This is a genomic window from Roseibium sp. MMSF_3544 (assembly GCF_030732845.1).
Classification (GTDB): Bacteria; Pseudomonadota; Alphaproteobacteria; order Rhizobiales; family Stappiaceae; genus Roseibium.
Genome location: NZ_JASHKA010000004.1, coordinates 298,591 through 322,272, shown reverse-complemented (window position 1 = coordinate 322,272; position 23,682 = coordinate 298,591). Strand labels below are relative to the sequence as shown.

Here is a 23,682-nt window from a genome sequence, read left to right as displayed (position 1 = left end):
GGTCTTCACGGCAAGTAAAATAAAGATTACAAAGCCTTAATTTGTGCGCTGGCAAAGCATCCCCAAATTCTCCTTAGAGGCAGATTGTCATAAGACACACGGAGAATAGTCGGGATGAGAATTCTCGCGGCAACGACCGGCGAACAGGTCGACTTCAACCAGGAGCCAACGCTCGGGTTGAGGGATATAAACGAGCACACCGGGATGCTCGAAGAGCTCGCTTTGCGCACGTTCAACCACACGGACGCCCCCAAAGTGGCCGATTTCGGTTGTGGCCCGGGACAGAGTTCATTGAACATCGTTCGTCCTGTGCTGGACGCCTGGTCGAACGAAAACCCGAAAAAGCAACTTTCGGCATGTTTTGCGGACCTGCCCGGCAACGACTGGGGATCCCTGCGCGCTACGGTATTGGGCAAGGATGGCCTGATACACGAAGACAGGGGCCCGCAGGTCGAGATGCTTGCCGGCAATTTCTACAATCAGATGCTGTGCAGTGGCTCCGTTGCTCTTGCAACAGCATTCAATGCAACGCACTGGCTGAGGCATCAGGTATTCATGCCGTCTCCAAAAGCCCTGTGGTTCTCTGAGTTGCCGTCTCGGCAATATCAGGCTCTCAGGCAGGTGGCAAAGGACGACTTTGCGCTCTTCGTGTCAAAACGCATGGAGGAGCTGATGCCGGGTGGCTGTCTGGTTGTTTCCACAATGGGCGCAGCGCAGGACACTTCTGCACGGAACGGGATCATTCCGTCTAAAAACGCGGTGATCGCGATGTCGACTGAAGTCATGCATGACATGGTGTCCGACGGCTTGTTACAGCAGCACCACGTTGAGAACTTTCTGTTCCCGATCTGGTTCCTGACTGAAGAAGATGCCCGCGATGCGATTTTGCAGAACGAGGTTTTGGCTGAAGCCTGTGAGATTGACCACCTTGCAGTGACTTCGCGCTCAAGAGAAGAGAGTGATCCGAAAGCCTATCTGCTGGATCAACCCGAACTCTATGCCCGCCACAAGGTGGAGGCGGACCGGGCGGTTCTTGAGAACACGCTGGAAGCGCAGCTGTTCAACCGGTGCGCCGCAAGTGCAAGGGACGCTCACCGCCTGTCGGATGAGTTTTTCTCGCGGCTTGAAGATGCGATCCGTCAGGATGTCCTTGCCGGGCCTTACAGGCGTCATGTCGATCGCAAGCGTATCCTCACGATGGTTCTGCGGAAAAGAAAGTCGGGGCTCTCCTGACGGGAAGGGCCGGTCGCACCTGGTGTGACCGGCCCCTTTGCTCTCAAGCTGCAGCGGCTCGTTTTCCTGTCAGAAGGCGTGTCAGCTTTCGATCCAGTGCCAGGCAATTTCGATTTCGTCCCGGTCGAAGTGCTTTTCCTCAATGCCGGCCATCTTGGCGAAAGTCGCGTCGACCGTGATGAGCGCGGCGAGCAACTTGCCGTCCGCCACGATCCCGACTTTTCGAATATGCGGCATATGGGTCAGCACCCATTTGATGTCTGAAACGGCCGCTTCGAACGAGATCCCGACGTGATCGCCGAGAACAACCAGGACATCGATCTTGTCGAAGGTTTCGATCAGCTCATCGGCCTTGGCAATCAGCGACTTTTCTTCTTCGATATCGATCTTGCCGGACACCTCGACACCAAGAACCGGACCGTTGCTGCGAGGCAGGATGGAGTACATTGTCGTTTCCTCCGAAATGAGCGATCTGACCTGCAGCCTAGTTTACCTTACCAAAGGCGATCAAGGCGTCCGGCAGATGCGGCGGCGTTCGCGGCTCGAAGCGTTCGCAATGATGTTCAATCGGCACGATCCTGCGTCTTTGCGATGATGTCGTGCGTGTTGCCGTCGACGATGTCGCGGATCTGGCGGGTGAGTTCAAACGCATCCGTACGGTTGCGTCCGTAGCCGAGGTTAAACGCGTGAAACTCCGCGCTTTGCGGCGGCATGAGTTGATGCTGCAGGATTGTTTCCAGCTTGTCGAATGCCTTGGCAAGACGCGCTTCGGCCGTCGCTGCGCCGGCATACTCGTCCCACAGTGCGAGCAGCTCAGTGGCCAGATCGGCCGGCAGATCTTCGCAAAGAGTCTGAAAATCCCTGCGTTCGCGTGCCTCACGGTCGTCGCCCTCCTGTTGCAAAGGCGCTGGAACATCGCCGGAAATCGCTTCGCCGAGGTCGTGGATCAGGCAGAGCTTGAGGAGTTTCAGAAAGTCGACACCGTCCAGGTTCTTTTCGAACAGAAGAACCATCAGGGCGAGACGCCAGCTGTGTTCTGCGGTGCTTTCGGGCCGGCCCTGGCGTGATGACCCTGATCGCAAGGTATCTTTCAGCTTTTCGGCCGCCTGAAGGAACTTCAGAATGCCGGCCAGTCGGTGCGCGGGTATGGCTGGAATTGAATCGGACTGCGACATGGGTCCGATGATAGCGGGCAAAATCCGTCCATGCGACGGGTCGAATAATTTATGCAAGCTTTGTCGGTTCGTCCCTGACCAGCCGCGCAAAGCGGCCGTCGGAAAGCGCGAGGCGCGATATCCGGATCTGGCTTTCGGGGATGGTCAACTCGGCAAAATCCGCACGTTCGGTCCGATAAAGGATGTCAGGGCCGAGCGGTTCATACCAGCCTCTGTCGCCAAGCTCGTGCTCGACACTTCGTATGCTCTCGGACGCAAACCGCCACAGGGGCCTGTCCATCAGATCCGAAACGGGAACATGCCAAAACCGGGTTCGCATGGGCGAGGCTGCAAGGAGCCGGTGCGTGAGGTCACAGACCAGATGCACCGGGTTGGAAGCTCCGGTCACAAGATCAAGCAGGGCCCGGTCCGACGCGGTCTCCGGCCGTGCACGCAACAGCTGCGTGATCTTCCGGCGTGCGAACGCGTCCGGTTCAGAGTGCCCGCTCTCCCAGCGGGAAATCCTGCTTTGCGACACACCGAGGTCTTCGGCAAGCGCTTGCTGCTTGACCCGGTTGAGAATGCGCCAGCGCCGCAGGGAAGGACCAAGGCTGGATTGAAGAACTGCCGTTTCGATCGTCATGGAGTGAGTGTAGCCACAAAACGGCTGGTGTGACGAATGTGAAATACGCCACATTGCTGCGGCGCTCGCCGGAGCGTTCGTCAAACTCGAAAATCACCCTAGAAACATAAACTTGCCAGTCACTCATTTGGCTTCGAAGGTGGTTCGGAGGGAGCCGTACAAGGCGACGAATTTCAGATTCGGATGACGTAGCAAAGAAGGTGAGGGCGGATCAGGATGCCTTGAAGGCCCGGCTGGAGATCTGGATGGAATTGCCGTCCGGATCCTTGGCATTTGCAAATTCATAGCCGTCCGCCTTGTGAACGGTTCCGAACTTGAGGCCCTTTGCGGCAGCTGCCTTGGAAAAGGCGCGTACGTTCTCAACATCGAAGACCAGCTTGACGGCGACCTGACCAAGCTTTTGTGCCTTTCCCGCCTTGTGCAGCAAGAGTGTCGCCCCGCCGTTTTCCGACACAAGCTCTGTCAAACGGTCCGTCGGAACGTTCAGCACTTTGAAGCCGAAGACAAACGCGTAGAAGGATGCGCTGATGTCCACGTCGCGCACGTAGATGATGATGCGGTTGAGACCGAGTGCCGCTGGAACGTCTGCGCCGTTGGCGGCCGGCCGCACGTCATCCTTCATTTCCTGAGTTCTCCTTGGGTGAAGGCAATCGAGGGGTCTGATGAATGCTCGACCTCGTCGCCCGGAACAGTGACCCACGCATGCTTGCGGTGTTCATAGACGGAAAAACGCGGACTTGGAAACTCCGGGTCCGCAAAGGCGCCGACCGGGATGGCGGTGACGCCGGGCCAGCCCTCGATGACAAAGGCAAGCGTCGACCCGCAGTTCGGGCAAAACCTGTAGGTCGCCACATGGCCGCTGTCACAGTCTCTTTTCCATTCCGAAAACTTGCCGGAGAGGGTGACCTGCTCGTCCGGCCAGCGGGCCTGGACGGCGAAAACGGAACCGGTTCTTTTCTGGCATTCCAGACAGTGGCAGGCGGAGATGCGCACCGGCTCACCTTCGCAAACGGCGCGCAACTGTCCGCATCTGCATGTGGCAACTCGTTTCACCATGGTCCCGGGTCCAATTTCGTTCACACGGAACAACCAAAGCATCCAGGAGTGCAAATGTTCAATAGGGGTCTTCTCGAAGACACCTATCGATATTTTTCAATAAACGCGTCGATCGACAGGTTGCGAAAGTCAGGCAGGCGCTCTTTCAGCTCTGCGTGGCTCCAGTCCCACCAGGCAATTTCCATGAGTGCGTCTGCCTGGTTTTCGCTGAAGCGGCGTTTGATTGGCTTGGCGGCAACACCTCCGACAACCGTGTAAGGGGCAACATCCTTTGAAACGACCGCACCGGCGGCAACGATTGCGCCCGTTCCGATCGTGACACCTGCCAGCACCGTCACGTTGTGACCGATCCACACATCGTGCCCGAGCGTCACCCAGTCGTCCTTGCGCCATTGGAAGAAGTCCTGGTCGTCCTCTCCGAGATCATAGGCAGCCGCGCGATAGGTGAAGTGATGCTGGGAAGCCCGCCAGGTCGCATGGTTTCCCGGATTGAGGCGAACACGCCGCGCGATCGAACAGAACTTGCCAATGGTTGACCAGACAACGTCGCATTCCTGCACGATGTAGGAATAGTCGTCCATCCGGCTTTCACGCATGTCGGTCCGCGCTCCGACCTCCGTCCACACACCCAGCTCGCAGCTCAGAACATTTGCTTGCGGATGGATATTCGGCGCTTCGGTGAGGGATGGTTTTTGAGTGGGGGCGGACATCGGGTCTCCATGGATCTTCAGCATGATTTGGCATGGCTTTGTAGCGAGCCGGGAAACAGCATTGGTGAAGGTTTGATGACGTTGCGATGACGCAAGCAGCATTTTTCTTGAGTGTTTTACAGCGGGGAAAACAAAAACAACCGGGTTTTGTCTCCCGAAAGTCTGGAATTCAGCGTCATGAAGCCAGGGCAAGCAAAAACCGGTCTTATTGTCGTAAGCCTTGCAAATTCCGGCGGTTTTTCGCGTTCCTGCATGGGGACAGGAGCGCGCTGAATCGCCTTGTCACCGAACTGACATAAATCTTTGACCTTAAAGTCAAAATCCTGTCATCCGATTGTAATCCTGCAGTGGCCTTGTCGCCGGGCGAAATGAACCAACACGACAGGGCTGGCGCGTGATTGCTTTTCAGAATGTAACCAAGACCTTCGGGTCTCGGACTGCCGTCAATAATGTCAGTTTTAATATCGATGAACCGCAGATGGTCGGCATTATCGGCCGGTCGGGCGCAGGCAAATCAACACTCCTTCGGATGATCAACCGGCTCACGCCGGCAACGTCGGGTGAAATCCTGTTTGAGGGCAGGGATATTCTGCGTTTGCGCGGTGCCATGATGCGCCGCTGGCAGCGCGACTGCGCGATGGTCTTCCAGCAGTTCAATCTCGTTCCCCGTCTCGATGTCGTCACAAATGTGATGCTGGGCCGCCTGAACGGTCATGGCACGCTGAAGAGCCTTTTCAACATTTTCAGCGCTAGCGACGTGAGCGACGCTCTGGCTGCCCTGGACCGGCTCGGCATCGTCCAGGAAGCGACCAAACGCGCTGAGGAACTCTCGGGTGGACAGCAACAGCGCGTTGCAATTGCACGGGCACTCATGCAGAGCCCGCACATGATTTTGGCGGACGAGCCGATCGCCTCGCTCGATCCGATGAACGCCAAGATCGTGATGGACGCGCTGCGCGAAATCCACGAACGCGACAACAAGGTGGTCATCTGCAACCTCCACACGCTCGACACCGCACGCAGTTATTGTGACCGGGTGATCGGCATGCGGGATGGTTTCATCGTTTTCGACGGAAAACCGGAAGAGCTCACCACCAGCGCTGCGCGCGAGATTTACGGTGCGGACGAAAGCTTCAACGAAGCAGCCACCTCCACAGCAATTGATGCCGGCAAGCCCGGCCTCCAGGAATCCGCCGGTGCGATGACCCCGGCGGCAGCAGCGGTCTAAACCGCCTGCGCACCTTTAGACGTCATCTGATTCAGACCTTCGGGGAGTGTCCCAAATGAAAATCGTTTCCAAAGTTGCTGCGCTTGCTGCTGTCAGCATGATCGCTCTCAACGCTTCTGTCGCCGGTGCAGAAGAAATCACCGAATTCCGCATTGGCATTCTGGGCGGTGAAAACGCCTCTGACCGCCTGCGTGCCTATGAATGCCTGGAAGAAAAGACCGCTGAGCTGCTCGGTGTTCCGGTCAAGCTCTTTGCTCCGGCTGACTATAACGGTGTGATCGAAGGCCTTCTCGGCGGCAATCTCGACCTCGCATGGCTCGGCGCGTCCGGCTACGCCAAGGTTTACATCACCGACCCGGAAGCTGTTGACCCGGTTCTGGTCAAGGTGAACGTTGACGGCGGCTACGGTTACTACTCCATCGGTTTTGCCCGCAACGACAGCGAAATCAACTCGCTGGAAGACATGAAGGGCAAGGTTTTCGGCTTCGGTGACCCGAACTCCACGTCCGGCTACCTGATCCCGTCCATCGCCATCCCGCAGGAAGGCTACTCCATGGCAGCCGGCGAATATTTCGGCGACGTGGTGTTTACCGGTGGTCATGAGCAGACCATTGTCGCCGTTTCCAACGGTGATATCGATGCAGGCGTGACCTGGGCCGACGGCCTCGGCGAATGGGAAGACGGTTACAACTCCGGCGCACTGCGCAAGGCGTCCGATGCCGGTCTCGTCGACATGACCGAACTGCGTCAGATCTGGCAGTCCCCGGTCATTCCGGAAGGTCCGATCGTTCTGTCCAAGAAGCTGCCGGAAGACGTCAAGATCAAGATGACCGGCCTGATCGCGTCCATGAACTCCATCGATCCGGATTGCGCTTACAACATCGCTGCCGGCGAAACGAAGGGCTTCATGCCGATCACGCACGAAGCTTACGTGAACATCATTGAAGCACGTAAAGCGAAAAACTAATCCGTTCACTTGGCCCTGGACGCGGGCCTATCTCGGCCCGCGTTTGTCTGTGCGTCGCTCCTTGTCATCTGGACAGAGGCGAAGCGCAAAGCCGGTAAGTCCTGAGAATGAGCCGGTCGGCCCACTTTGGCTGACACGCCAGAATTGCTCCACGGAAGGTTTCTCGAATATGGCCGTCGCCGCTCTCGAACAGGAAATCCTGACCCTTCGCAAACGCCGCCAGCTTTACTCGCTCATCGGGCTGCTGCTGGTCGTTGCCGTGTTGGTTTCGGGATACTCGAAATCGAATGACATGAATTCGGGCGGTTTCCTTCAAGGTCTTTCCAAGTTCTTTGACTATCCCGGCGAAATCGTAGTTGAGGCGTGGGAGGCGGGTCCGGCCTTCTTCGGACTGATCATTCAATACATTCCAGCGATGCTGGAAACGCTCAATATTGCCGGTGTCGCGACGCTGCTGGGTGGAGCGATGGCCGTCGTTCTGGCGATGGCGTCAACCAGGAATGTCGACAGCTGGGGCCCGCTCATACCAGTTGTCCGGCGCATGATGGATATCATGCGGGCGTTTCCCGAACTGATCATTGCGCTCTTCCTAATCTTTGTCCTCGGTTCAAGCCCGGTTCCCGCGATGATTGCCGTTGCGTTTCACACCGCTGGTGCTCTCGGCAAACTCTTTTCCGAAGTCAATGAAAACATTGACAGAAAACCGATCGAAGGCCTGTCGGCATGCGGTGCAAGCTGGCTGCAGAGGATCCGTTTCGCGGTGATGCCACAGGTCGCGCCGAATTATCTCAGCTACTTCCTGCTTCGCCTCGAAATCAACGTCCGCGCTTCGGCAATTCTCGGCTTTGTCGGTGCTGGCGGCATCGGCCAGGAACTGCGCCGTACGATCGGCTGGGGCAAGGGCGCGGGTGATGAAACCGCGGCGATCTTCGTGCTGCTGTTCCTCACCATCATGCTGATCGATCAGGTGTCTTCTTATCTGCGCGGCAAGCTTGTTGGCGCTGGCCGGGCTCATTGAGGAGAAACGAGATGGCTGTCGATACGCTCAATGAACCCGTTTTCAACCGGGAAACCGTCTTCCAGAATGTCCGCAGGCGTGCCTGGGTCACCATAGGGGTTCCGCTGGCGATCCTTGCCTACCTGACCTACACCTGGTTTGCCTTCGGTGTTCCCAACCTCTTGGCCAAGGCAGAGCCGGAACGCGCTGCAATCCTTGCCACCGATTCCGTCGCCTACAAGGTCCACGTGACCAAGCTGCTTCGCCGCGACATCATGGAAGTCGCGATCGAAGGCGAGCGCAGGGCGACCTACGATGCAGAAGACCTGCCCGAGTGGGTGGAAGTGGATGGAACGGATGCCGTCGTTGATCTCGGCAAGGGGTATGAGATCACCATTACCGGCAAGGTGATGGAGTTCGCGGTGCCCGACTACGGCACGATCAAGGTTACGGCCACCAACAGCGGTGTCGACACTGAGTTGCCGCCCGGGCCGGTGCCGGAATGGATCAAGGACGATCCGAAGAAATTCGACGCAAGGCCCACCTTGGACAGGCGGGTGCAGGTCACCCGGACAAAGATCGAGGTCCACAACTATTTCGGCGGCTGGGAAAACTTCTGGTTCCCGTTCCATTCCGAACTCTATGGCATGTCCTTCAGCCAGCTCTGGGCGATCGCGCTGTCCAACGAGCGCATAGACCCCACCCAATCCAATATGTCTCTGATCATGCACGACTTTCTGGAAAATCCGGACTGGCAGCATGGCGAGGTGTTCATTGCCCTTTTCGAGACGATCATGATGGCCGTTCTGGGCACGATCACTGCGGCCCTTTTCGGCCTGCCACTGGCATTCCTGGCTGCGCGCAACTTCACGCCTTCCAAGATCCTGCGCTTCGGCACGCGGCGCCTGTTTGATTTTCTGCGCGGCATCGACATGCTGATCTGGTCGCTGATCTTCATTCGTGCGTTCGGGCTTGGCCCGCTCACCGGTGCACTTGCAATCGCGTTCACCGACACGGGTTCTCTCGGCAAGCTCTTTTCCGAAGCGCTGGAAAACATAGACAACAAGCAGGTTGAGGGCGTTCGGGCGACCGGAGCCAGCCAGATCCAGCGCTACCGCTTCGGCGTGATCCCGCAGATCCTGCCGGTGTTCGTGTCCCAGGTGCTTTACTATCTGGAATCCAATACCCGGTCTGCGACGGTGATCGGCGCCTTGGGGGCAGGGGGCATCGGCCTGATGCTCGTGGAGACCATGAAAACGTCACGCGACTGGGAAAACACCAGCTACATCATCATCTTGACCATTGTGGTCGTGATCCTAATGGACCAAACCTCCGGCTGGCTGCGCCGAAAGCTAATCGAAGGCCGGTAGGCAGCCTTTTCCGAGCTTGCTGCTTGCGCGGTGGGGTCTGGTGTGGTCGGCTGGCATTCCAGGAGAAGGGAACCATGCAGGCCCACACCGGATTGCTGATAATCGATGTTCAAAAGGGTTTTGTTGGCCCTGAAACCACACATATCCCGAAGATCGCTCAAGACCTGCAGGCCGAGTACCGGCATGTCGCCGCATCCAGGTTCATCAACAACCCGAATTCGCCACATCGGCGCTTTCTGAACTGGGAGCGCCTTTTACCGGGCTCGCGGGAAACCGAATTGGCATTCAAACCGGTGCCAAGCGCTTTTGTGTTCGAAAAGCCGCAATATTCTGCCGTATCCTACGACCTGCTCAGGTGGATCCACGTGAACGGCTTATCGGAAGTGCATGTGTGTGGAATTGATACCGAAGTCTGCGTCCTGACGTCTGCAACCGCGCTCTTCGAAGTCTCCATAAAGCCGGTCGTCCTTGCATGGGCCTGTGCGTCCGGAGGGGGCAGTGAAAGTCACGCGGCCGGATTGTTGGCGCTTCGAAGGTTGATCGGAAAGAACAACGTCTGGGCAGACCAGTCGGGCACCAGTTATTTCGCTTCGAACTGAAGGGAATTTTCCCCCAGCTGGACAGCTCAATACTTGAATAAACGTGCGTTCCATGTGGTTAAGTCCGCACTGAACCCTTTTTTGCCGCATTTCCGTCGTGCGATGGTCACCAAATCTGGCAGATGATTCAACGCTCGTGGAGGAGCAGATGCAGCGAAGCGGCTGGAAACGATTGATGGCGGTAACGCTCGGCTCGAGCATGGGGTTGATGGCGCCAACCGGCGGCGCGCTTGCGATTGAAAGCTGCGTTGCATCCCTGAAACAGCAGGCCATATCGTCCGGCGTTCGGCCGGAAATCGCCGAACGAATGCTCAAAGGCGCATCTTTCGATGAAAAGGTGATCCGTTTTTCCACATCTCAACCGGAATACAAGACCGAGATCTGGGACTATATGGCGTTCCTTGTCGACGCCGAACGCATCAAGGACGGCAATAAAAACCTCAAGAAACATCGCAATACCCTGTCGGCTATCGAAAAGCGATACGGCGTCAATCGGCACGTTGTTCTGGCCGTATGGGGCATTGAAAGCGACTACGGGCAATTCAAAGGCGATTTCTATACGCCTCATGCGCTTGCCAACCTGGTTTGCGCCGGCAAACGGCGGCAGAAATATTTCCGGGGCGAGCTGATCAAGACGCTGCAGATTGCCTCCCGCGGCGACGTCCCGGTGAGCGATTTTCAGGGGTCCTGGGCCGGAGCGTTCGGCCAGACACAGTTCATGCCGAGCACCTACAACAGCCTGGCTGTCGATTTTGACGGCGACGGGCGCAAGGATTTGGTGAATTCGGTTCCCGATGCGCTGGCATCGACCGCCAACTTCTTGAAAAATGCAGGTTGGCGGGACAGCCGACCCTGGGGGTACGAAGTCAAGGTCCCCTCCGGGTATTCCGGCCCGTCCGGGCTCAAGAAACGTGCAGCCCTGTCAACCTGGGGACAGCGCGGTTTCAAGAAAATCGGCGGAGGCAATCTTTCGGGCAAGACGGAAGCCGCTCTCATCAGGCCAGCCGGTGCAAACGGTCCTGCGTTTCTGGTGACCCGGAACTTCAACGCGCTGCGATCCTATAACGCTTCAACGTCATACGGCCTTGCGATCGCGTTGTTGTCGGAGCTCGTCTCCGGCGGCGAGCCTTTCGTGACCCCATGGCCGACCAGCAACCCGGGCCTGTCCCGCGCACAGCGCCTGGAATTGCAGAAACTGCTCAACAAAAACGGCTTTGATGTTGGCGAGGCAGACGGCAAGGTTGGACCGGCCACACGTGCCGGCATCCGCAAGGCGGAAGCCAAATATGGCATGCCGGTGACAGGCAGACCTTCCTGGAACGTCTACAACGCGCTCGGAGGCAAATGAGCGGCCTCGCGGCTTGTTGCCGCAAGCCGGTTTTGTGAGCAATCCAGTGAAATTCTTTGTCACGCAGCATTGTTTTGTTGCACTGCGAAAAGCGACGTCGCAATATACGGCGCAAATTCTGGAGGTTTGCGATGTCCGGTCGGATTTTGACTGTCGCCCAGCAAAAGGGCGGTTCGGGTAAAACAACCCTGGCGGCGCATCTGGCTGTGGCGCTTGCGAAGCAATCCGGAGAACCGGTTGCCATCCTCGATGTCGATCCGCAAGGATCGCTCGGCACCTGGTATGAAGCGCGCGAAGAAAGCCTGGGCGAAGACGAGACCGGCCTTGAGTTCCGGACCGCTTCCGGATGGGGAGCGCGCCGCGAAGCGAGGTCGCTCGCAAGATCACACGGCTATGTCGTGGTCGACACGGCGCCGAAGACGGACACCGATGCAAAACCGGCCATCGACGCAGCTGATTTCGTCATCGTCCCGGTTCAGCCCACACCTGTGGACCTGTGGGCCACATCCCAGACGATTGACCTAGCGGCACGCGAACGCACGCCTGCCTTGCTGGTTTTGAACCGTGTCCCCCCGCGTGCGTCGCTGACCGGTGAGATGGCGGAAGCCATTGCCGAATCCGGCTACGACACCTTGAATTCGCGCCTCGGCAACAGGACTGTCTTTGCCGCGGCCATGGGCAGGGGGGTCGCTGTGACCGAAGAAGCGCCCTCAAGCAAGGCAGCACTGGAAGTCGCTTCACTGATCGATGAATTGGTCGATCGGATCGGCTGATCGTAAACCCTGACGGCATTTTCTGCCTTGTCCTTGTCACGTTCCGGTGCCTTGATAGAGGAACTACTCGGTCCGGGAGGACAGGCAATGTTTCTTTTTTCGACAGTTTTACAATCCATTCGTTTCACACAAGCAGGCAAACAGCGAAGAAAATCACCGGTTTCCGCAGTTCTTCTAGCCCTTGCGGTGACGGCCATGCTGACGCCTCAAGGCCACGCGCAAGACCGGCGGATCGTGACAATTGATGACGCGGACTTCTTCGGTGGCGACTATCAGACGGTCAAGGATGTCGATCTGGAGGGCTGCAAGTCTGCGTGTCTGCAAGACAACCAGTGCCGAGCGTTCACGTTCAATACCTCTGCCGGTTGGTGTTTCCTGAAATCAGATTTCGGCCAGCTTCAAAGTTTTAATGGTGCAGTTGCCGGCCGGGTGGTCGAAGTCAACGCGCCGCGCGCGGACATGAGCGCCGACAGGAAAGCCGAACTGACCTTCCTGCCCGATACGCAACTGGAAAGCGCAGAGACATATTCGCTAAGCATTGCAAATGGCGCCCGCTCGACCGGACAGACAGTGGCGCAGATCCGGAACAACGGCCTGACTGCCCTCAGCAATCGGAACGGCGCGCTTGCAGAGGCCGATTTTGTTCAGTTGCTTGCGCTGGAACCGGGCGACTTCAACGACTGGACCCATCTGACCGCAGCGCTTCTTCTGCAGAACCCTGACAACTGGCAGGATCGCGAATCCAAGCAGAAAAACGCGATCTCGGCGGCCATCAATTCCTATCTGCGTGCGATCAATCCACAGGAGCGGGCCTTTGCTCTCGACCTTCTTGGGCGCGCTCTTGAAAGACGCAGTGAATTCAAGTCGGCGATCAGATCTCTCCGGGCGTCACTCGTCCTTGAAGAAAACCCGGATCTTCGCAAGCGTTACGACGACCTGGTGGCAAAACATGGCTTTCGCATAGTCGATCATCAGGTCGATTCAGACAGCGTTTCCCCGCGAATTTGCCTGGTTTTCTCCCAAAAACTTCCCCTTGGCGAAGATCTCAGCCCCTATGTGACGGTTAGGGGAACAGGCACGGTTTCGATCGAGACGGAAGGATCGCAGATTTGCGCCGACGGCCTTGAGCATGGTGCGCGCTATCAGGTGACTGCTCGAAGCGGGTTGCCGGCGGCCGATGGTGAAAAGCTCGAGAAAACCGCAGAGTTGTCGATCTATGTAAGAGACCGCTCACCTTCGGTGAATTTCCTGTCACGTTCCTACGTGCTGCCCTCCGGTGGAGAGCCGACGATACCGATCGTGTCGGTCAACACGACCGAAGTCGAGGCAACGATTTACAGGGTTGGCAGCCGGTCAGTGGCCGATGTCTTGCGCGATAACCGGTTCCTGCGCCAACTGGATTCCTGGCAGGCTGACCGGATCGAAGAGGACTTGGGGGAAAAAGTCTGGTCCGGGATCGTCGAGACTGAAAGCAGCCTCAACCAGGACATAACCACGGCAATTCCGATTTCACAGACCGGCGTCGAGCTGAAACCGGGCATCTACGCCATGACTGCCCGCTCGAAACTGGATGTTCAGAACCAGTGGGGCACGCTCGCAACACAATGGTTCCTGGTTTCCGACCTCGGCCTGACGGCATTGACGGGCGACAGTGGCATTGCCGCGAATATTCGATCTCTTTCGACCGCCAAGGCGGTCGAGGGTGTCAATGTAAGGCTTCTTGCGGTCAACAACGAGATCCTTGGCGAGGTCGCCACAAACTCTGAAGGGTTTGCCGAGTTCGCAGCCGGTCTGACTCGCGGACGCGGAGGACTAGCGCCGGGCGTCCTGATCGCCGAAACAGGCGAGGGCGACTATGCCTTCCTGGATCTGCGCAAACCCGCATTTGATCTGTCTGACCGCGGTGTCGAGGGGCGTCCGGCGCCAGGGCCGTTGGACGTCTTCACCTGGACGGATCGGGGTATCTACAAGGCCGGAGAGACGGTTCATGCACAGGCGCTTCTGCGCAATGCAAAAGCCATCGCGCAGGAAGACTTCCCGCTGACATTCGTCTTCAGCCGCCCGGACGGTGTTGAACATGCGCGCTTTACGGTCGCTGATGGTGGCCTTGGCGGACATTTGCAGGATCTCGTTCTGGACCAGTCCGCGCAGCAGGGCATCTGGTCCTGGCAGGTCTTTGCCGATCCGAAGGGACGCTCGCTCGCGCAAGAGACGTTTCTTGTCGAGGACTACCAGCCCGAGCGGGTTGATTTCGAGCTGAAAACGTCAGCGTCGACTTTCAGTAGAACGTCGCCGACACCTGTCTCTCTGGATGCAAAGTTTCTCTACGGGTCACCGGCTAGCGGCCAGTCGCTCGAAGGCGACGTCATCGTGCGGCCCGTTCGCACGCTTGAAGCCTTCCCGGGATATCAGTTCGGCCTTGAAAGCGAGGAGAGTTATTCCCAGCGGGGCGGTCTTCCGTCGGGTTTGAAAACGGACGAGGACGGAAAGCTGTCCTTTGACGTGACGCTGCCCGAATTGCCGGAAACGACGGCGCTTTATGACGGCGAGCTGGTTGCCCGGCTCGTCGAAGCCGGCGGACGCTATGTCGAACGCGATCTGGACTTGCCGGTCGCGCTGAATGGGCCACGTATTGGCGTCAAACCGGCATTCGAAGGGGGTGTCGACGAAGGTGGGCCGGCCGCATTCTCTGTCATTGTCGTTGGTGCCGACGGTACGCAGCAGGATGCGAGCGGCCTGAGCTGGACGCTCTCCAAGGTCAACCGGAGGTACCAGTGGTACCGCTCGGACGGCCGCTGGTCGTTTGAACCGATTACGTCTTCGACGCGGGTTGCAAACGGTGATTTGACCGTTACAGCGACTGAGCCCGCCGAATTGTCGCTTCCGGTCGAATGGGGCGAGTACCGTCTGGATGTGAAGGGAAGCGGTCCCATTCAAACTGCGACAAGCGTTTCCTTCAATGCCGGCTGGTATTCGGCCGACGCGACATCCGATACGCCGGATTATCTTGATGTAGGTCTGGACAAGGCAAGCTATCGCCCCGGCGAGACGGCCAAATTGCGCTTGAAACCGCAAATGGCCGGGATCGCGGTGGTGAATGTCGTCGCCGGCGGCTTGCTGGCCAGCCAGACTGTGGAAGTTTCCGCGGAAGAAATCGAGGTTGATATTCCCGTCAGCGATGATTGGGGAGCAGGTGCTTATGTCACAGCGAGCCTTTACCGTCCGATGGACCTCACGCAAAAGCGCATGCCGTCAAGAGCCATTGGAGTGTCCTGGCTGAAAGTGGATCCAGGAAATCGCGCGCTTGACGTCGAATTGTCGGCGCCGAACCGGATCCTGCCAGAAACAACACTGAATGTGCCTGTGAAGCTTGCCAACCTGGAAGCTGGAACCCAGGCTTATCTGACGGTTGCCGCCGTTGATGTGGGCATTTTGAACCTGACCGATTACAAGACACCGGACCCCGATGGCTGGTACTACGGCCAGCGCCGGTTGGGCACGGACATCAGGGATCTTTACGGACAGTTGATCGACAGGATGGCCGGCAGCGTTGGCCGGGTTCGCTCAGGTGGCGACGCCATGTCGCTGCGTCTTGATTCTCCACCTCCCGACGATGAACCCGTGGCCCTGTTCTCCGGTCTCGTAGATGTCGGCACGAACGGAGAAACGACCGTCACATTTGATGTGCCGGCATTCAACGGCGCGCTGAAGCTGATTGCGGTGGCCTGGACAAAGGACGGTGTCGGCCATGCCGACCAGGAAGTCGAAGTACGGTCGCCCGTCGTGATGACCGCGAGCGCCCCGGCCTTCCTTGCTCCCGGTGACAGATCGCGAATCGCCATTGAAATTGACAATGTAGATGGCGCCTCGGGAAGCTACGAACTCGAAGTCACCGCTGCAGAAGGACTTTCGCTCGACAATGCGCCACGTCAGGTGCGCAGCCTGGAGATTGAAAACGGCAAGAAAGCCCTTGCGCTCTTGCCAGTCAGTGCCGGTGCGGCGCCCATGAGCAGCGAACTTGTGGCATCGCTAACCGGTCCTGACGGCAAAAGCACGGTCAAGCGGATTGCTCTTGATATCAAGGATACCCAGCCTGCGGTGGTGCGCAGATCCGCATTTCAGCTTGCCGCAGGTGGGAACCTGAACCTGAGTGCCGACAGTTTCGACGGCTTGCGGGCCGACACGGTCGACATAACGCTGACCGCAGGTGGCGCAGCGAGCATTGATGTTGCAGGTCTTCTTGCTGCGCTCGACAGGTACCCTTATGGCTGCACTGAACAGACCACCAGCCGTGCCTTGCCGCTGCTTTACTTAAGCGAAGTCGCAGAAGCTGCCGGGTTGGGCGGGGACGACGCGATCCGCGAGAGGGTGGTCAAGGCGATTGCGGCAATTCTTGCCAATCAGTCCTCCTCGGGCGATTTCGGTCTCTGGAACAGCTATGGCGACGGCGACACTTGGCTCGATGCCTACGTTACAGACTTCCTGACCCGGGCCCGCGAGAAAGGCTACAAGGTTCCCGACATCGCCTTCACGACCGCGCTGGACAATCTGGAGAACCGGCTCGCCTATGCGTCCGACTTCCAGAATGGGGGCGAGGGGATCGCCTATGCGCTCTATGTGCTGGCCCGCAACGGCCGCGCTTCGATGGGCGATCTGCGCTACTACCTCGATGCAAAGCTGCAGAGCTTTGCAACGCCGTTGGCAAAAGCACAGGTTGCCGCCAGTCTGGCGCTATATGGCGAACGGGATCGGGCGACCACCGGTTTCACCGCGGCGCTCGCCGCGCTGCCGGATGACAGGCAGCAGACTTACAGGAGCGACTATGGTTCCCCGCTGCGCGACAGTGCCGGTGTCACCGACTATGTGGTCTCGGCGTCCATGGGTGCACGCCTGACGGACGAAGCAATCGATTTCCTGAAGTCGGCACAGCGGAACAATTCGCACTTGTCGACACAGGATATGGCCTGGATGCTTTTGGCGGCACAGTCGCTCAACGAGTCGGCAGAAGAAGCAAAAATCTCGGTTCGCGGTGAGGAAACACCGGGAAGGCTGGCCTGGTCTCTTGCCGGCGGCGACGTTGCTCAAACCTCGGCACAGGTGACCAACAACGGAACCAAAGCCATTGATCTGCTGGTCTCCGTGGTTGGTCAGCCTTCGACACCGGAGCCGGCTGGCGGCAAGGACTATGCTGTTGAACGCACGATCTATGATCTCGACGGCAATCCGGTGGACGCTTCGGCGGTGCCGGTCAACACGCGTGTCGCAGTTGTTGTCACCGTGCGTGCGCTGACGGATCGTCCAGGCCGGCTGATGGTCGTTGACCGTTTGCCCGCCGGGCTGGTGATCGACAATCCGCGTCTGGTGCGTTCCGGCGACCTGGGAGGGCTCTCCTTCCTGTCAACGATCGACTCGCCTCAGCATGCAGCCTTTTATTCGGACAGGTTCGAAGTTGCCGTCGATCAGACAAGGCAAGGCGGGAAGGAATTGACCTTCGCCTATCTCGCCCGCGCGGCTGTTCCCGGAGAATTCGCTCATCCTCCGGCTTCGGTTGAGGACATGTATCTGCCGGATCGGCGTGCAATCACCGACACGACGCGTTTCGTGGTGCTCGGTCCGACGCGGTAAGCGCCCATGCAAAGGCGGTTGCGGCACTTCTGGCTGACGTACCGGCGATCTGTTGCGGTCGCCGGGCTTTGCCTTGTCGTGTTGCTAGTGGCTGGAGCCTACAAGGTACGGCACGATTATGTCCGACTTCCGCCGCTGCCCGAGATCAGCGACCTGCCGCTGTCGGTCGTGGTGCTCGACCGCGACGACAGGTTACTAAGGGCGTTTACAAGCCATGACGAGAAATGGCGGCTCCCTATTGAACTGGAAGATATCGACCCGCTTTACGTAAAGATGCTGCTTGCCTTTGAGGACAAGCGCTTCTTCGAACACGGCGGAGTAGATGGACGTGCGTTTGTCCGCTCAGCGCTGCAAAGCGTAAGACATGGCCGTATTGTTGCTGGCGGCTCGACCCTCACCATGCAGGTCGCAAGACTGCTGGATGAGGCACCGACCAAGAGCCTGCGGCGCAAATACGAGCAGGTCCTGAAGGCCGTTCAGCTTGAAGAAGCCTTCTCCAAGGAGGATATCCTCAGGATTTACGTCTTGCGCGCGCCTTTCGGTGGCAATCTGGAAGGCGTGCGTGCGGCGAGCCTCACCTGGTTCGGCAAGGAACCGCGCCGGCTGACGGCCGCCGAGGCCGCGCTCCTCGTGGCTTTGCCGCAGAGCCCGGAAGCACGGAGGCCGGACAGGTTCCCCGAAAATGCGCGGAAAGCTCGCGACAGGGTTTTGATGCGGGCTGAGGCTGCAGGCGTGATTTCGCAGGACGAGGCCGCTGCGTCGGCAGCAGAGCCAGTGCGTACCAAACGATTCGCAATGCCTCTGATCGCAGCACACGAAAGCCGCGACGCACTGTCGAAACATCCAGAACGAAATGTTCATCGGCTGACGCTCAACCGCGATCTGCAGTCGACGCTTGAGAGCGTTGCAAAAAAACGTGTAGCGGAATTTCCGGCTCCCATTTCCCTTTCCGTTGTGGTTGCCGACCATGGAAGCGGTGAAATCCTGGCGAGCATCGGAGCTCCAGACCTTCTCGACGAGACCCGTCTTGGTCATGTGGATATGACACGCGCAGTTCGCTCTCCCGGGTCGACTCTCAAACCACTGATTTACGGGCTGGCCTTTGAAGAGGGGATCGGTGTTCCGGAAAGCCTGATCATCGACCGGCCGACCAATATCGGCGGTTACCGGCCAACGAACTTCGACCAGGCCTATCAGGGAACGGTGACGCTTCGTGAAGCCTTGCAGCTCTCTTTGAACACGCCCGCCGTTCAATTGCTTGAAGCAGTCGGGCCTGCAAGGCTGATCGCGCGGCTGAAGCGCACGGGCGTTCAGCCTGCGCTGGAGAAGGGCAAGTCCATCGGGCTTGCGATCAGTCTCGGCGGTCTTGGCCTGTCGTTGAAAGATCTTGCTCAGGCCTATGGCGCCGTTGCCAGAGGAGGCGCGCCTGTCGTGCTCCGCTCTTGCCGCTCCGACTGCGCTCCTGAAGCCGGAGGCCCGCAGGCGACGCCGATTCTTACAGCGAAGGCATCCGCCCTGGTGAGCGACATTCTGATCGGGATGCCGCAGATCAACAGTGCCGAGACCCAGCATATCGCCTACAAGACGGGTACCTCTTATGGCTACAGAGATGCTTGGGCGGTCGGATATGATGGCCGCCATGTTGCCGCCGTGTGGGTCGGCAGGCCGGACGGCTCTCCCGTTCCCGGTCAAACAGGGGCCAAGGCGGCCGTGCCTGTCCTTTTTTCGGTTTTTCAGTCTCTCGGACTGAATAGGGCGCCGTTGCCTGCCTATCCGGCGGAGGCCCAGTCGGCGCTTGAGGGCGACGTGCCGAGCTCGCTTGAGTTTGCCCGGATCCCGCAGCGCATCGAACGGCGGATCTCAAACAATGCCCTTGAAATAGCTTATCCCCCGAACGGCGCCGAGCTGGATCTGGGGCTGTCAAACGACTCAGGTGGTTTCCAGTTGGCCCAACCGCTCGTGGTCAAGTTCAAGGGGGGAACGGCGCCGTTTTCGATTCTCGTCAACGGTGCTCCATTACCCGCAACCGGTCAAAGTGGCAGGCAGCTTATATGGCAACCTGATGCACCGGGCTTTGCGGATGTCACCATTGTTGACGCAAGTGGCAAGAGCGCGGCGGTGACCGTCCTGATGCGCTAGAAACATTCGATTCGAGAGTCGCGACTACGCCGAAATGGGATGTCTGCCGCGCCGACAGAACACGAATCTCGACCCGATATGCACTGCCAAACAGGTCGCCTCGATGCTTGTCCACACCACGCAATCAGGCCGTTACAGCCCTCATTTCCTAACAGTTTCTAAAGATCGACCCCGATTTTGTGACATTCGCGCAACACCGGTTTTTGAAAACAGCACCGGGACCCCCGACAGAGTGCATTCTGTGTTGAACCGCCAATGCGGATGCGTATGGTCATCTTGCGAGCGGCTTCGCGCCGCACTGGTTTGCATGCCTCGGACGTCCAACCTCCGGTCGGAAGCAAACGCAGAGTAAATTCGCGGGGACAAGTGGCACTTCTGTTTGTGCCGATTGAAATGACTGATTGGAGGTCAAAATGAAACTCAAGAGCTTGATGCTCGGCGTAGCAGCCGCTGCTACCGCTACCACCGCTCAGGCGGCCGATCTGCCGGTTGCTCCGGAGCCGGTTGACTACGTACGTATTTGTGACGCTTACGGCGCTCGCTTCTACTACATCCCGGGCACCGAAACCTGCCTGCGTGTTGGCGGTCGTGTTCGTGCACAGGTCACCATCAACAACGTTCTGGACGATGGTAACTGGAGCAACCGTGACTCTGACGGTTACACCTGGCTGACCGAAGCTTATCTGTACATCGACGCTCGTACCGCTACCGAATTCGGCACGCTGCGCGCTTACTTCACTCTTGAAGGTCAGATCAGCAACCAGGTTGAGTCCTTCGACATGGGCGCTGCCTACATCCAGTGGGGCGGCATCACCGCTGGTTACCTCGGTTCTAACTTCGACATCTTCACCGGTCAGGTTTGGTCGGGTCCGATCGGTCGTGACTGGTCCGATGAAACCGTCAACCAGCTGGCTTACACCGCTGCTTTCGGCAACGGCTTCTCCGCAACGGTCGCTCTCGAAGATCGTCGTGCACGTGAAACCGGCGCTTACGGCGGTACTCGCGTTCCGGATCTCGTAGCTGCTCTGGCTATCTCCCAGGGTTGGGGTTCTGCACAGATCTCTGGTGCTCTTCACCAGGTTTACCCGGATGCTGCATTCAACAGCACGAACCCGGGTAGCGAAGACAACATCGGTTGGGCAATCGGTGCTGGTGCAGTGTTCAACCTGCCGTTCGCGAACTCCGGTTCCAACATCTTCTTCCAGGGTTTCTATGCTGACGGCGCTCTGGAATACATCGGTGACAGCATCTCGGCTTCCGCTAACGCGATTGCTGCTGGCACTGTTTCCGACTACACCGGCGACGACACCAACAGCGGTTACTCCCTGTCCTCTGGTATCTACATCCAGGCGACTCCGACCATCGGCCTCGCGCTTGACGGTTCTTACGCTGAAGTCGACATGTCCGGCACTGGCAACGACGTGACCCGCTACGCAATCGACGGTTCGGTTGTTTGGGAGCCGGTCTCCACCTTCGGTATCGGTGCGGACGTTGGTTATGCCAACACCGACGTCGACAACGTTGGCGATCAGGACGAGTTGGTCTTCCGCGTACGTGCGCAGAAAACCTTCTAATCAATCCTCTTCATAGAGGTTTGACGGAAAACCCGGCGGAAACGCCGGGTTTTCTTTTTGTTTGAAGCATAGCGCGAACCGATTTGGCTTTTGTCGGAGCTGAACCCAAGTTCGAAAGCAGCGGAGCGGCGTTTTCGCCTATTTTTCAGTCTGAAGTTGCTCCAAAAACGCTGCAACAGCCGCGTGCGTTTCCGCTTCCCAAAGCACAGGTGCATGACCTTGGCCTGGAATGGTCTTGAGCCGGGCGTTCGGATGCGTTTCAAGCATGCGTTTACATGTGTCGGAGCTCAGAAGATCAGAGTGTTCGCCGTGAATGATGAGAACCGGGCGATCATTCAGTTTTTCGTAAAGCGGCCACAGATCTGGCGCCGGTGCGGCATCGTCAAGACTGGCCAGCTGGTGTGCGAGGGCAGGATCGTAGTCCATCACGATCTGACCGGCATGGTCAGACGCCAGTTGTCCCGCCAGTTTGAGCCAATCCTCGCGTTCGAATGAGGGAAACTGAAGACCGATCGTATGCTCCAGGTTGGTGGCGACCTCTTCCATCGACTCGCTCTTCATCTTGTGACCGAGCGTTGCCGCAATCCGGTGAATCGCCTTCATCTCGATATGCGGACCGATATCGTTGAAGATCACGGCCGCCATCCGGCTTGCCGGATATCTGAGTGACATGGCAAGCGCGTGCAGTCCGCCGCGCGACGTGCCCAACACCGCAAAGCGCTCCAGACCCAGAAAGTCGAGCGCGGCTGCGATATCGTTTTCCTCGATTGGCAGCGCGTAATTCCGCCAATCGGAATCCCAGTCGCTTCTTCCACGACCACGGTAGTCCAGGGCGATGACACGATGACCTGAAGCTTGAAGAAAACGTGCAATATCATTGAAATCACGAGAATTTCTCGAAAGGCCGGGCAGGCACACGACCGGAATTTTCTCGCAGGTTTCGTCGGTGCCGGTTTCAGCGGGCGCCCAGTCGCGGCCCGAAAGCTGCAGACCATCAGAACTCTTCCAGGTAAACTCGACAGGTTCTGATGCTGTTGAGGGCAGGGTGCCGGTCAGCGCTTCTTGCGGCGCAGTGCTCATGACGATCTCCAAAAACGTTTCCATTCCATTATGTTGTTGATCGAAGATAGTGCCGATTTTGAGAAGCTGCCAATAGGAAGTGTCCTTACCCTTGAGCCAACGTAGCAGCGAGGTGTCGCTGAAAGAGCGCAACACGTGAAAGAAAATCGCGCAGGGGTGCCTGAAACGAACCGGAAGCATTGCTCCTTTTGCGGCAGATGAGTATGTTGCGCCACCATTGAGACAGGTCGAGTACGCTCGCCGGAACATGAAGAATCGTCCAAGAGGAAACCGAGATGTTTAGAGGCTCCATTCCAGCGCTGATTACCCCGTTTAAGGACGGAGCGCTTGATGAGAAACGGTTTCAGGACTTCGTGGAGTGGCAGATAGCCGAAGGTTCTACCGGTTTGGTGCCTGTCGGAACGACCGGTGAGAGCCCGACACTCAGCCATGACGAGCACAAGCGCGTGATTGAGTTGTGCGTGGAAGCTGCAGCTGGACGCGTTCCCGTTATTGCAGGCGCTGGATCAAACAACACGCTGGAAGCGATCGACTTCGCCCGCTATGCCGAAAAGGCTGGCGCGGATGGCCTTTTGATTGTGACGCCTTACTACAACAAGCCGAACCAGGCCGGATTGAAGGCGCATTTCAACGCCGTCAGCAACGCCGTTGGCTTGCCGATCATCGTCTACAACATCCCGGGACGTTCCGTCATAGACATGACGCCGGAAACCATGGCGGAACTCTATGAGAGTTGCGACAACATCAAAGGTGTCAAGGATGCAACCGCCGACCTTGCAAAGGCGAGCCGGCAGCGCCATTTGTGTGGTCCCGACTTTATCCAGCTGTCCGGCGAGGACATTTCCGCACTTGCGTTCAACGCACATGGCGGCGTTGGCTGCATTTCGGTGACGGCAAACGTGGCACCGCGCATGTGCGCGGAGTTTCAGGCTGCGACCCTGGCAGGAGATTACCATAAGGCTCTTGAGTATCAGGACCGATTGGCACCGCTCCACCGTGCGCTGTTTCTTGAGCCGAATCCGACCGGAGCGAAATACGCGCTTTCACTGTTGGGCAAGATCGAGGAAGAACTCCGGCTGCCGCTTGTAAAGGTCACCGAGGAAACGCGCGCGGAAATTCGCGACGCAATGGCTCATGCGGGGCTGATCAACTGATTGACACAGGGCCGATTGCCCTGAAGGACAAA

At 58.1% G+C, this 23,682-nt stretch carries 19 protein-coding genes; 12 read left to right on the top strand and 7 right to left on the bottom strand.

The window, feature by feature from the left end; all coding sequences use genetic code 11:
• Window positions 1–114 precede the first annotated feature (114 nt).
• Window positions 115–1,233: a hypothetical protein gene (locus tag RBB47_RS08275; protein ID WP_305985296.1), complete on the top strand. Its 1,119-nt coding sequence runs from the start codon at window positions 115–117 to the stop codon at window positions 1,231–1,233.
• 81 nt (window positions 1,234–1,314) lie between these two features.
• Here the strand turns inward: RBB47_RS08275 and RBB47_RS08270 are convergent, their stop codons facing one another.
• The 6 genes from RBB47_RS08270 to RBB47_RS08245 all read right to left on the bottom strand — a co-directional run bounded on the left by RBB47_RS08270 (window position 1,315) and on the right by RBB47_RS08245 (window position 4,796).
• Window positions 1,315–1,680, bottom strand: coding sequence for an STAS/SEC14 domain-containing protein (locus tag RBB47_RS08270; protein ID WP_305985295.1), 366 nt, complete (start codon window positions 1,678–1,680; stop codon window positions 1,315–1,317).
• 116 nt (window positions 1,681–1,796) lie between these two features.
• Complete coding sequence (locus RBB47_RS08265) at window positions 1,797–2,408, bottom strand: HD family hydrolase (RefSeq protein ID WP_305985294.1); 612 nt, start codon at window positions 2,406–2,408, stop codon at window positions 1,797–1,799.
• A gap of 49 nt (window positions 2,409–2,457) precedes the next feature.
• On the bottom strand, window positions 2,458–3,030 hold the full coding sequence (locus tag RBB47_RS08260) for a helix-turn-helix domain-containing protein (protein ID WP_305985293.1): 573 nt from the start codon (window positions 3,028–3,030) through the stop codon (window positions 2,458–2,460).
• 211 nt (window positions 3,031–3,241) lie between these two features.
• A complete protein-coding gene (locus RBB47_RS08255) occupies window positions 3,242–3,652 on the bottom strand; it encodes a VOC family protein (RefSeq protein WP_305985292.1) in 411 nt (136 codons plus the stop codon).
• On the bottom strand, window positions 3,649–4,086 hold the full coding sequence (locus tag RBB47_RS08250) for a GFA family protein (protein WP_305985291.1): 438 nt from the start codon (window positions 4,084–4,086) through the stop codon (window positions 3,649–3,651). Before RBB47_RS08250 ends, RBB47_RS08255 begins: the two co-directional genes overlap by 4 nt.
• An 83-nt stretch (window positions 4,087–4,169) precedes the next feature.
• The gene (locus tag RBB47_RS08245; protein ID WP_305985290.1) at window positions 4,170–4,796 is read right to left on the bottom strand and encodes a DapH/DapD/GlmU-related protein; all 627 of its coding nucleotides are present in this window, start codon (window positions 4,794–4,796) and stop codon (window positions 4,170–4,172) included.
• A 394-nt stretch (window positions 4,797–5,190) separates the two neighbouring features.
• On the opposite strand from RBB47_RS08245, the gene phnC reads away from it, so the two are divergent.
• The 10 genes from phnC to RBB47_RS08195 all read left to right on the top strand — a co-directional run bounded on the left by phnC (window position 5,191) and on the right by RBB47_RS08195 (window position 21,416).
• Window positions 5,191–6,024 (top strand): phosphonate ABC transporter ATP-binding protein, encoded by an 834-nt coding sequence (gene phnC / locus RBB47_RS08240; RefSeq protein WP_305985289.1) that lies wholly within the window; start codon window positions 5,191–5,193, stop codon window positions 6,022–6,024.
• Between the two features lie 55 nt (window positions 6,025–6,079).
• Complete coding sequence (gene phnD / locus RBB47_RS08235) at window positions 6,080–6,991, top strand: phosphonate ABC transporter substrate-binding protein (RefSeq protein WP_305985288.1); 912 nt, start codon at window positions 6,080–6,082, stop codon at window positions 6,989–6,991.
• Window positions 6,992–7,160: 169 nt separating this feature from the next.
• Window positions 7,161–8,009: a phosphonate ABC transporter, permease protein PhnE gene (phnE, locus tag RBB47_RS08230; RefSeq protein WP_305985287.1), complete on the top strand. Its 849-nt coding sequence runs from the start codon at window positions 7,161–7,163 to the stop codon at window positions 8,007–8,009.
• An 11-nt stretch (window positions 8,010–8,020) separates the two neighbouring features.
• Window positions 8,021–9,358 (top strand): phosphonate ABC transporter, permease protein PhnE, encoded by a 1,338-nt coding sequence (gene phnE, locus RBB47_RS08225; protein WP_305985286.1) that lies wholly within the window; start codon window positions 8,021–8,023, stop codon window positions 9,356–9,358.
• A 74-nt stretch (window positions 9,359–9,432) separates the two neighbouring features.
• Window positions 9,433–9,957 (top strand): isochorismatase family cysteine hydrolase, encoded by a 525-nt coding sequence (locus RBB47_RS08220; RefSeq protein ID WP_305985285.1) that lies wholly within the window; start codon window positions 9,433–9,435, stop codon window positions 9,955–9,957.
• A gap of 175 nt (window positions 9,958–10,132) precedes the next feature.
• Entirely contained in the window at window positions 10,133–11,305 is a 1,173-nt protein-coding gene (locus RBB47_RS08215) for a lytic murein transglycosylase (protein WP_371932761.1), read from the top strand.
• 131 nt (window positions 11,306–11,436) lie between these two features.
• On the top strand, window positions 11,437–12,078 hold the full coding sequence (parA, locus tag RBB47_RS08210; protein WP_305985283.1) for a ParA family partition ATPase: 642 nt from the start codon (window positions 11,437–11,439) through the stop codon (window positions 12,076–12,078).
• 195 nt (window positions 12,079–12,273) lie between these two features.
• Window positions 12,274–17,703, top strand: coding sequence for an alpha-2-macroglobulin family protein (locus tag RBB47_RS08205; RefSeq protein WP_305985282.1), 5,430 nt, complete (start codon window positions 12,274–12,276; stop codon window positions 17,701–17,703).
• Between the two features lie 6 nt (window positions 17,704–17,709).
• Complete coding sequence (gene pbpC, locus RBB47_RS08200) at window positions 17,710–19,842, top strand: penicillin-binding protein 1C (RefSeq protein WP_305985281.1); 2,133 nt, start codon at window positions 17,710–17,712, stop codon at window positions 19,840–19,842.
• 413 nt (window positions 19,843–20,255) lie between these two features.
• A complete protein-coding gene (locus RBB47_RS08195) occupies window positions 20,256–21,416 on the top strand; it encodes a porin (protein ID WP_305985280.1) in 1,161 nt (386 codons plus the stop codon).
• Window positions 21,417–21,554: 138 nt separating this feature from the next.
• Here the strand turns inward: RBB47_RS08195 and RBB47_RS08190 are convergent, their stop codons facing one another.
• A complete protein-coding gene (locus RBB47_RS08190) occupies window positions 21,555–22,496 on the bottom strand; it encodes an alpha/beta fold hydrolase (RefSeq protein ID WP_305985279.1) in 942 nt (313 codons plus the stop codon).
• Window positions 22,497–22,771: 275 nt separating this feature from the next.
• Between RBB47_RS08190 and dapA the strand changes: the two genes are divergently transcribed.
• Window positions 22,772–23,650: a 4-hydroxy-tetrahydrodipicolinate synthase gene (gene dapA, locus RBB47_RS08185; protein WP_305985278.1), complete on the top strand. Its 879-nt coding sequence runs from the start codon at window positions 22,772–22,774 to the stop codon at window positions 23,648–23,650.
• The last annotated feature ends 32 nt before the right edge of the window (window positions 23,651–23,682 follow it).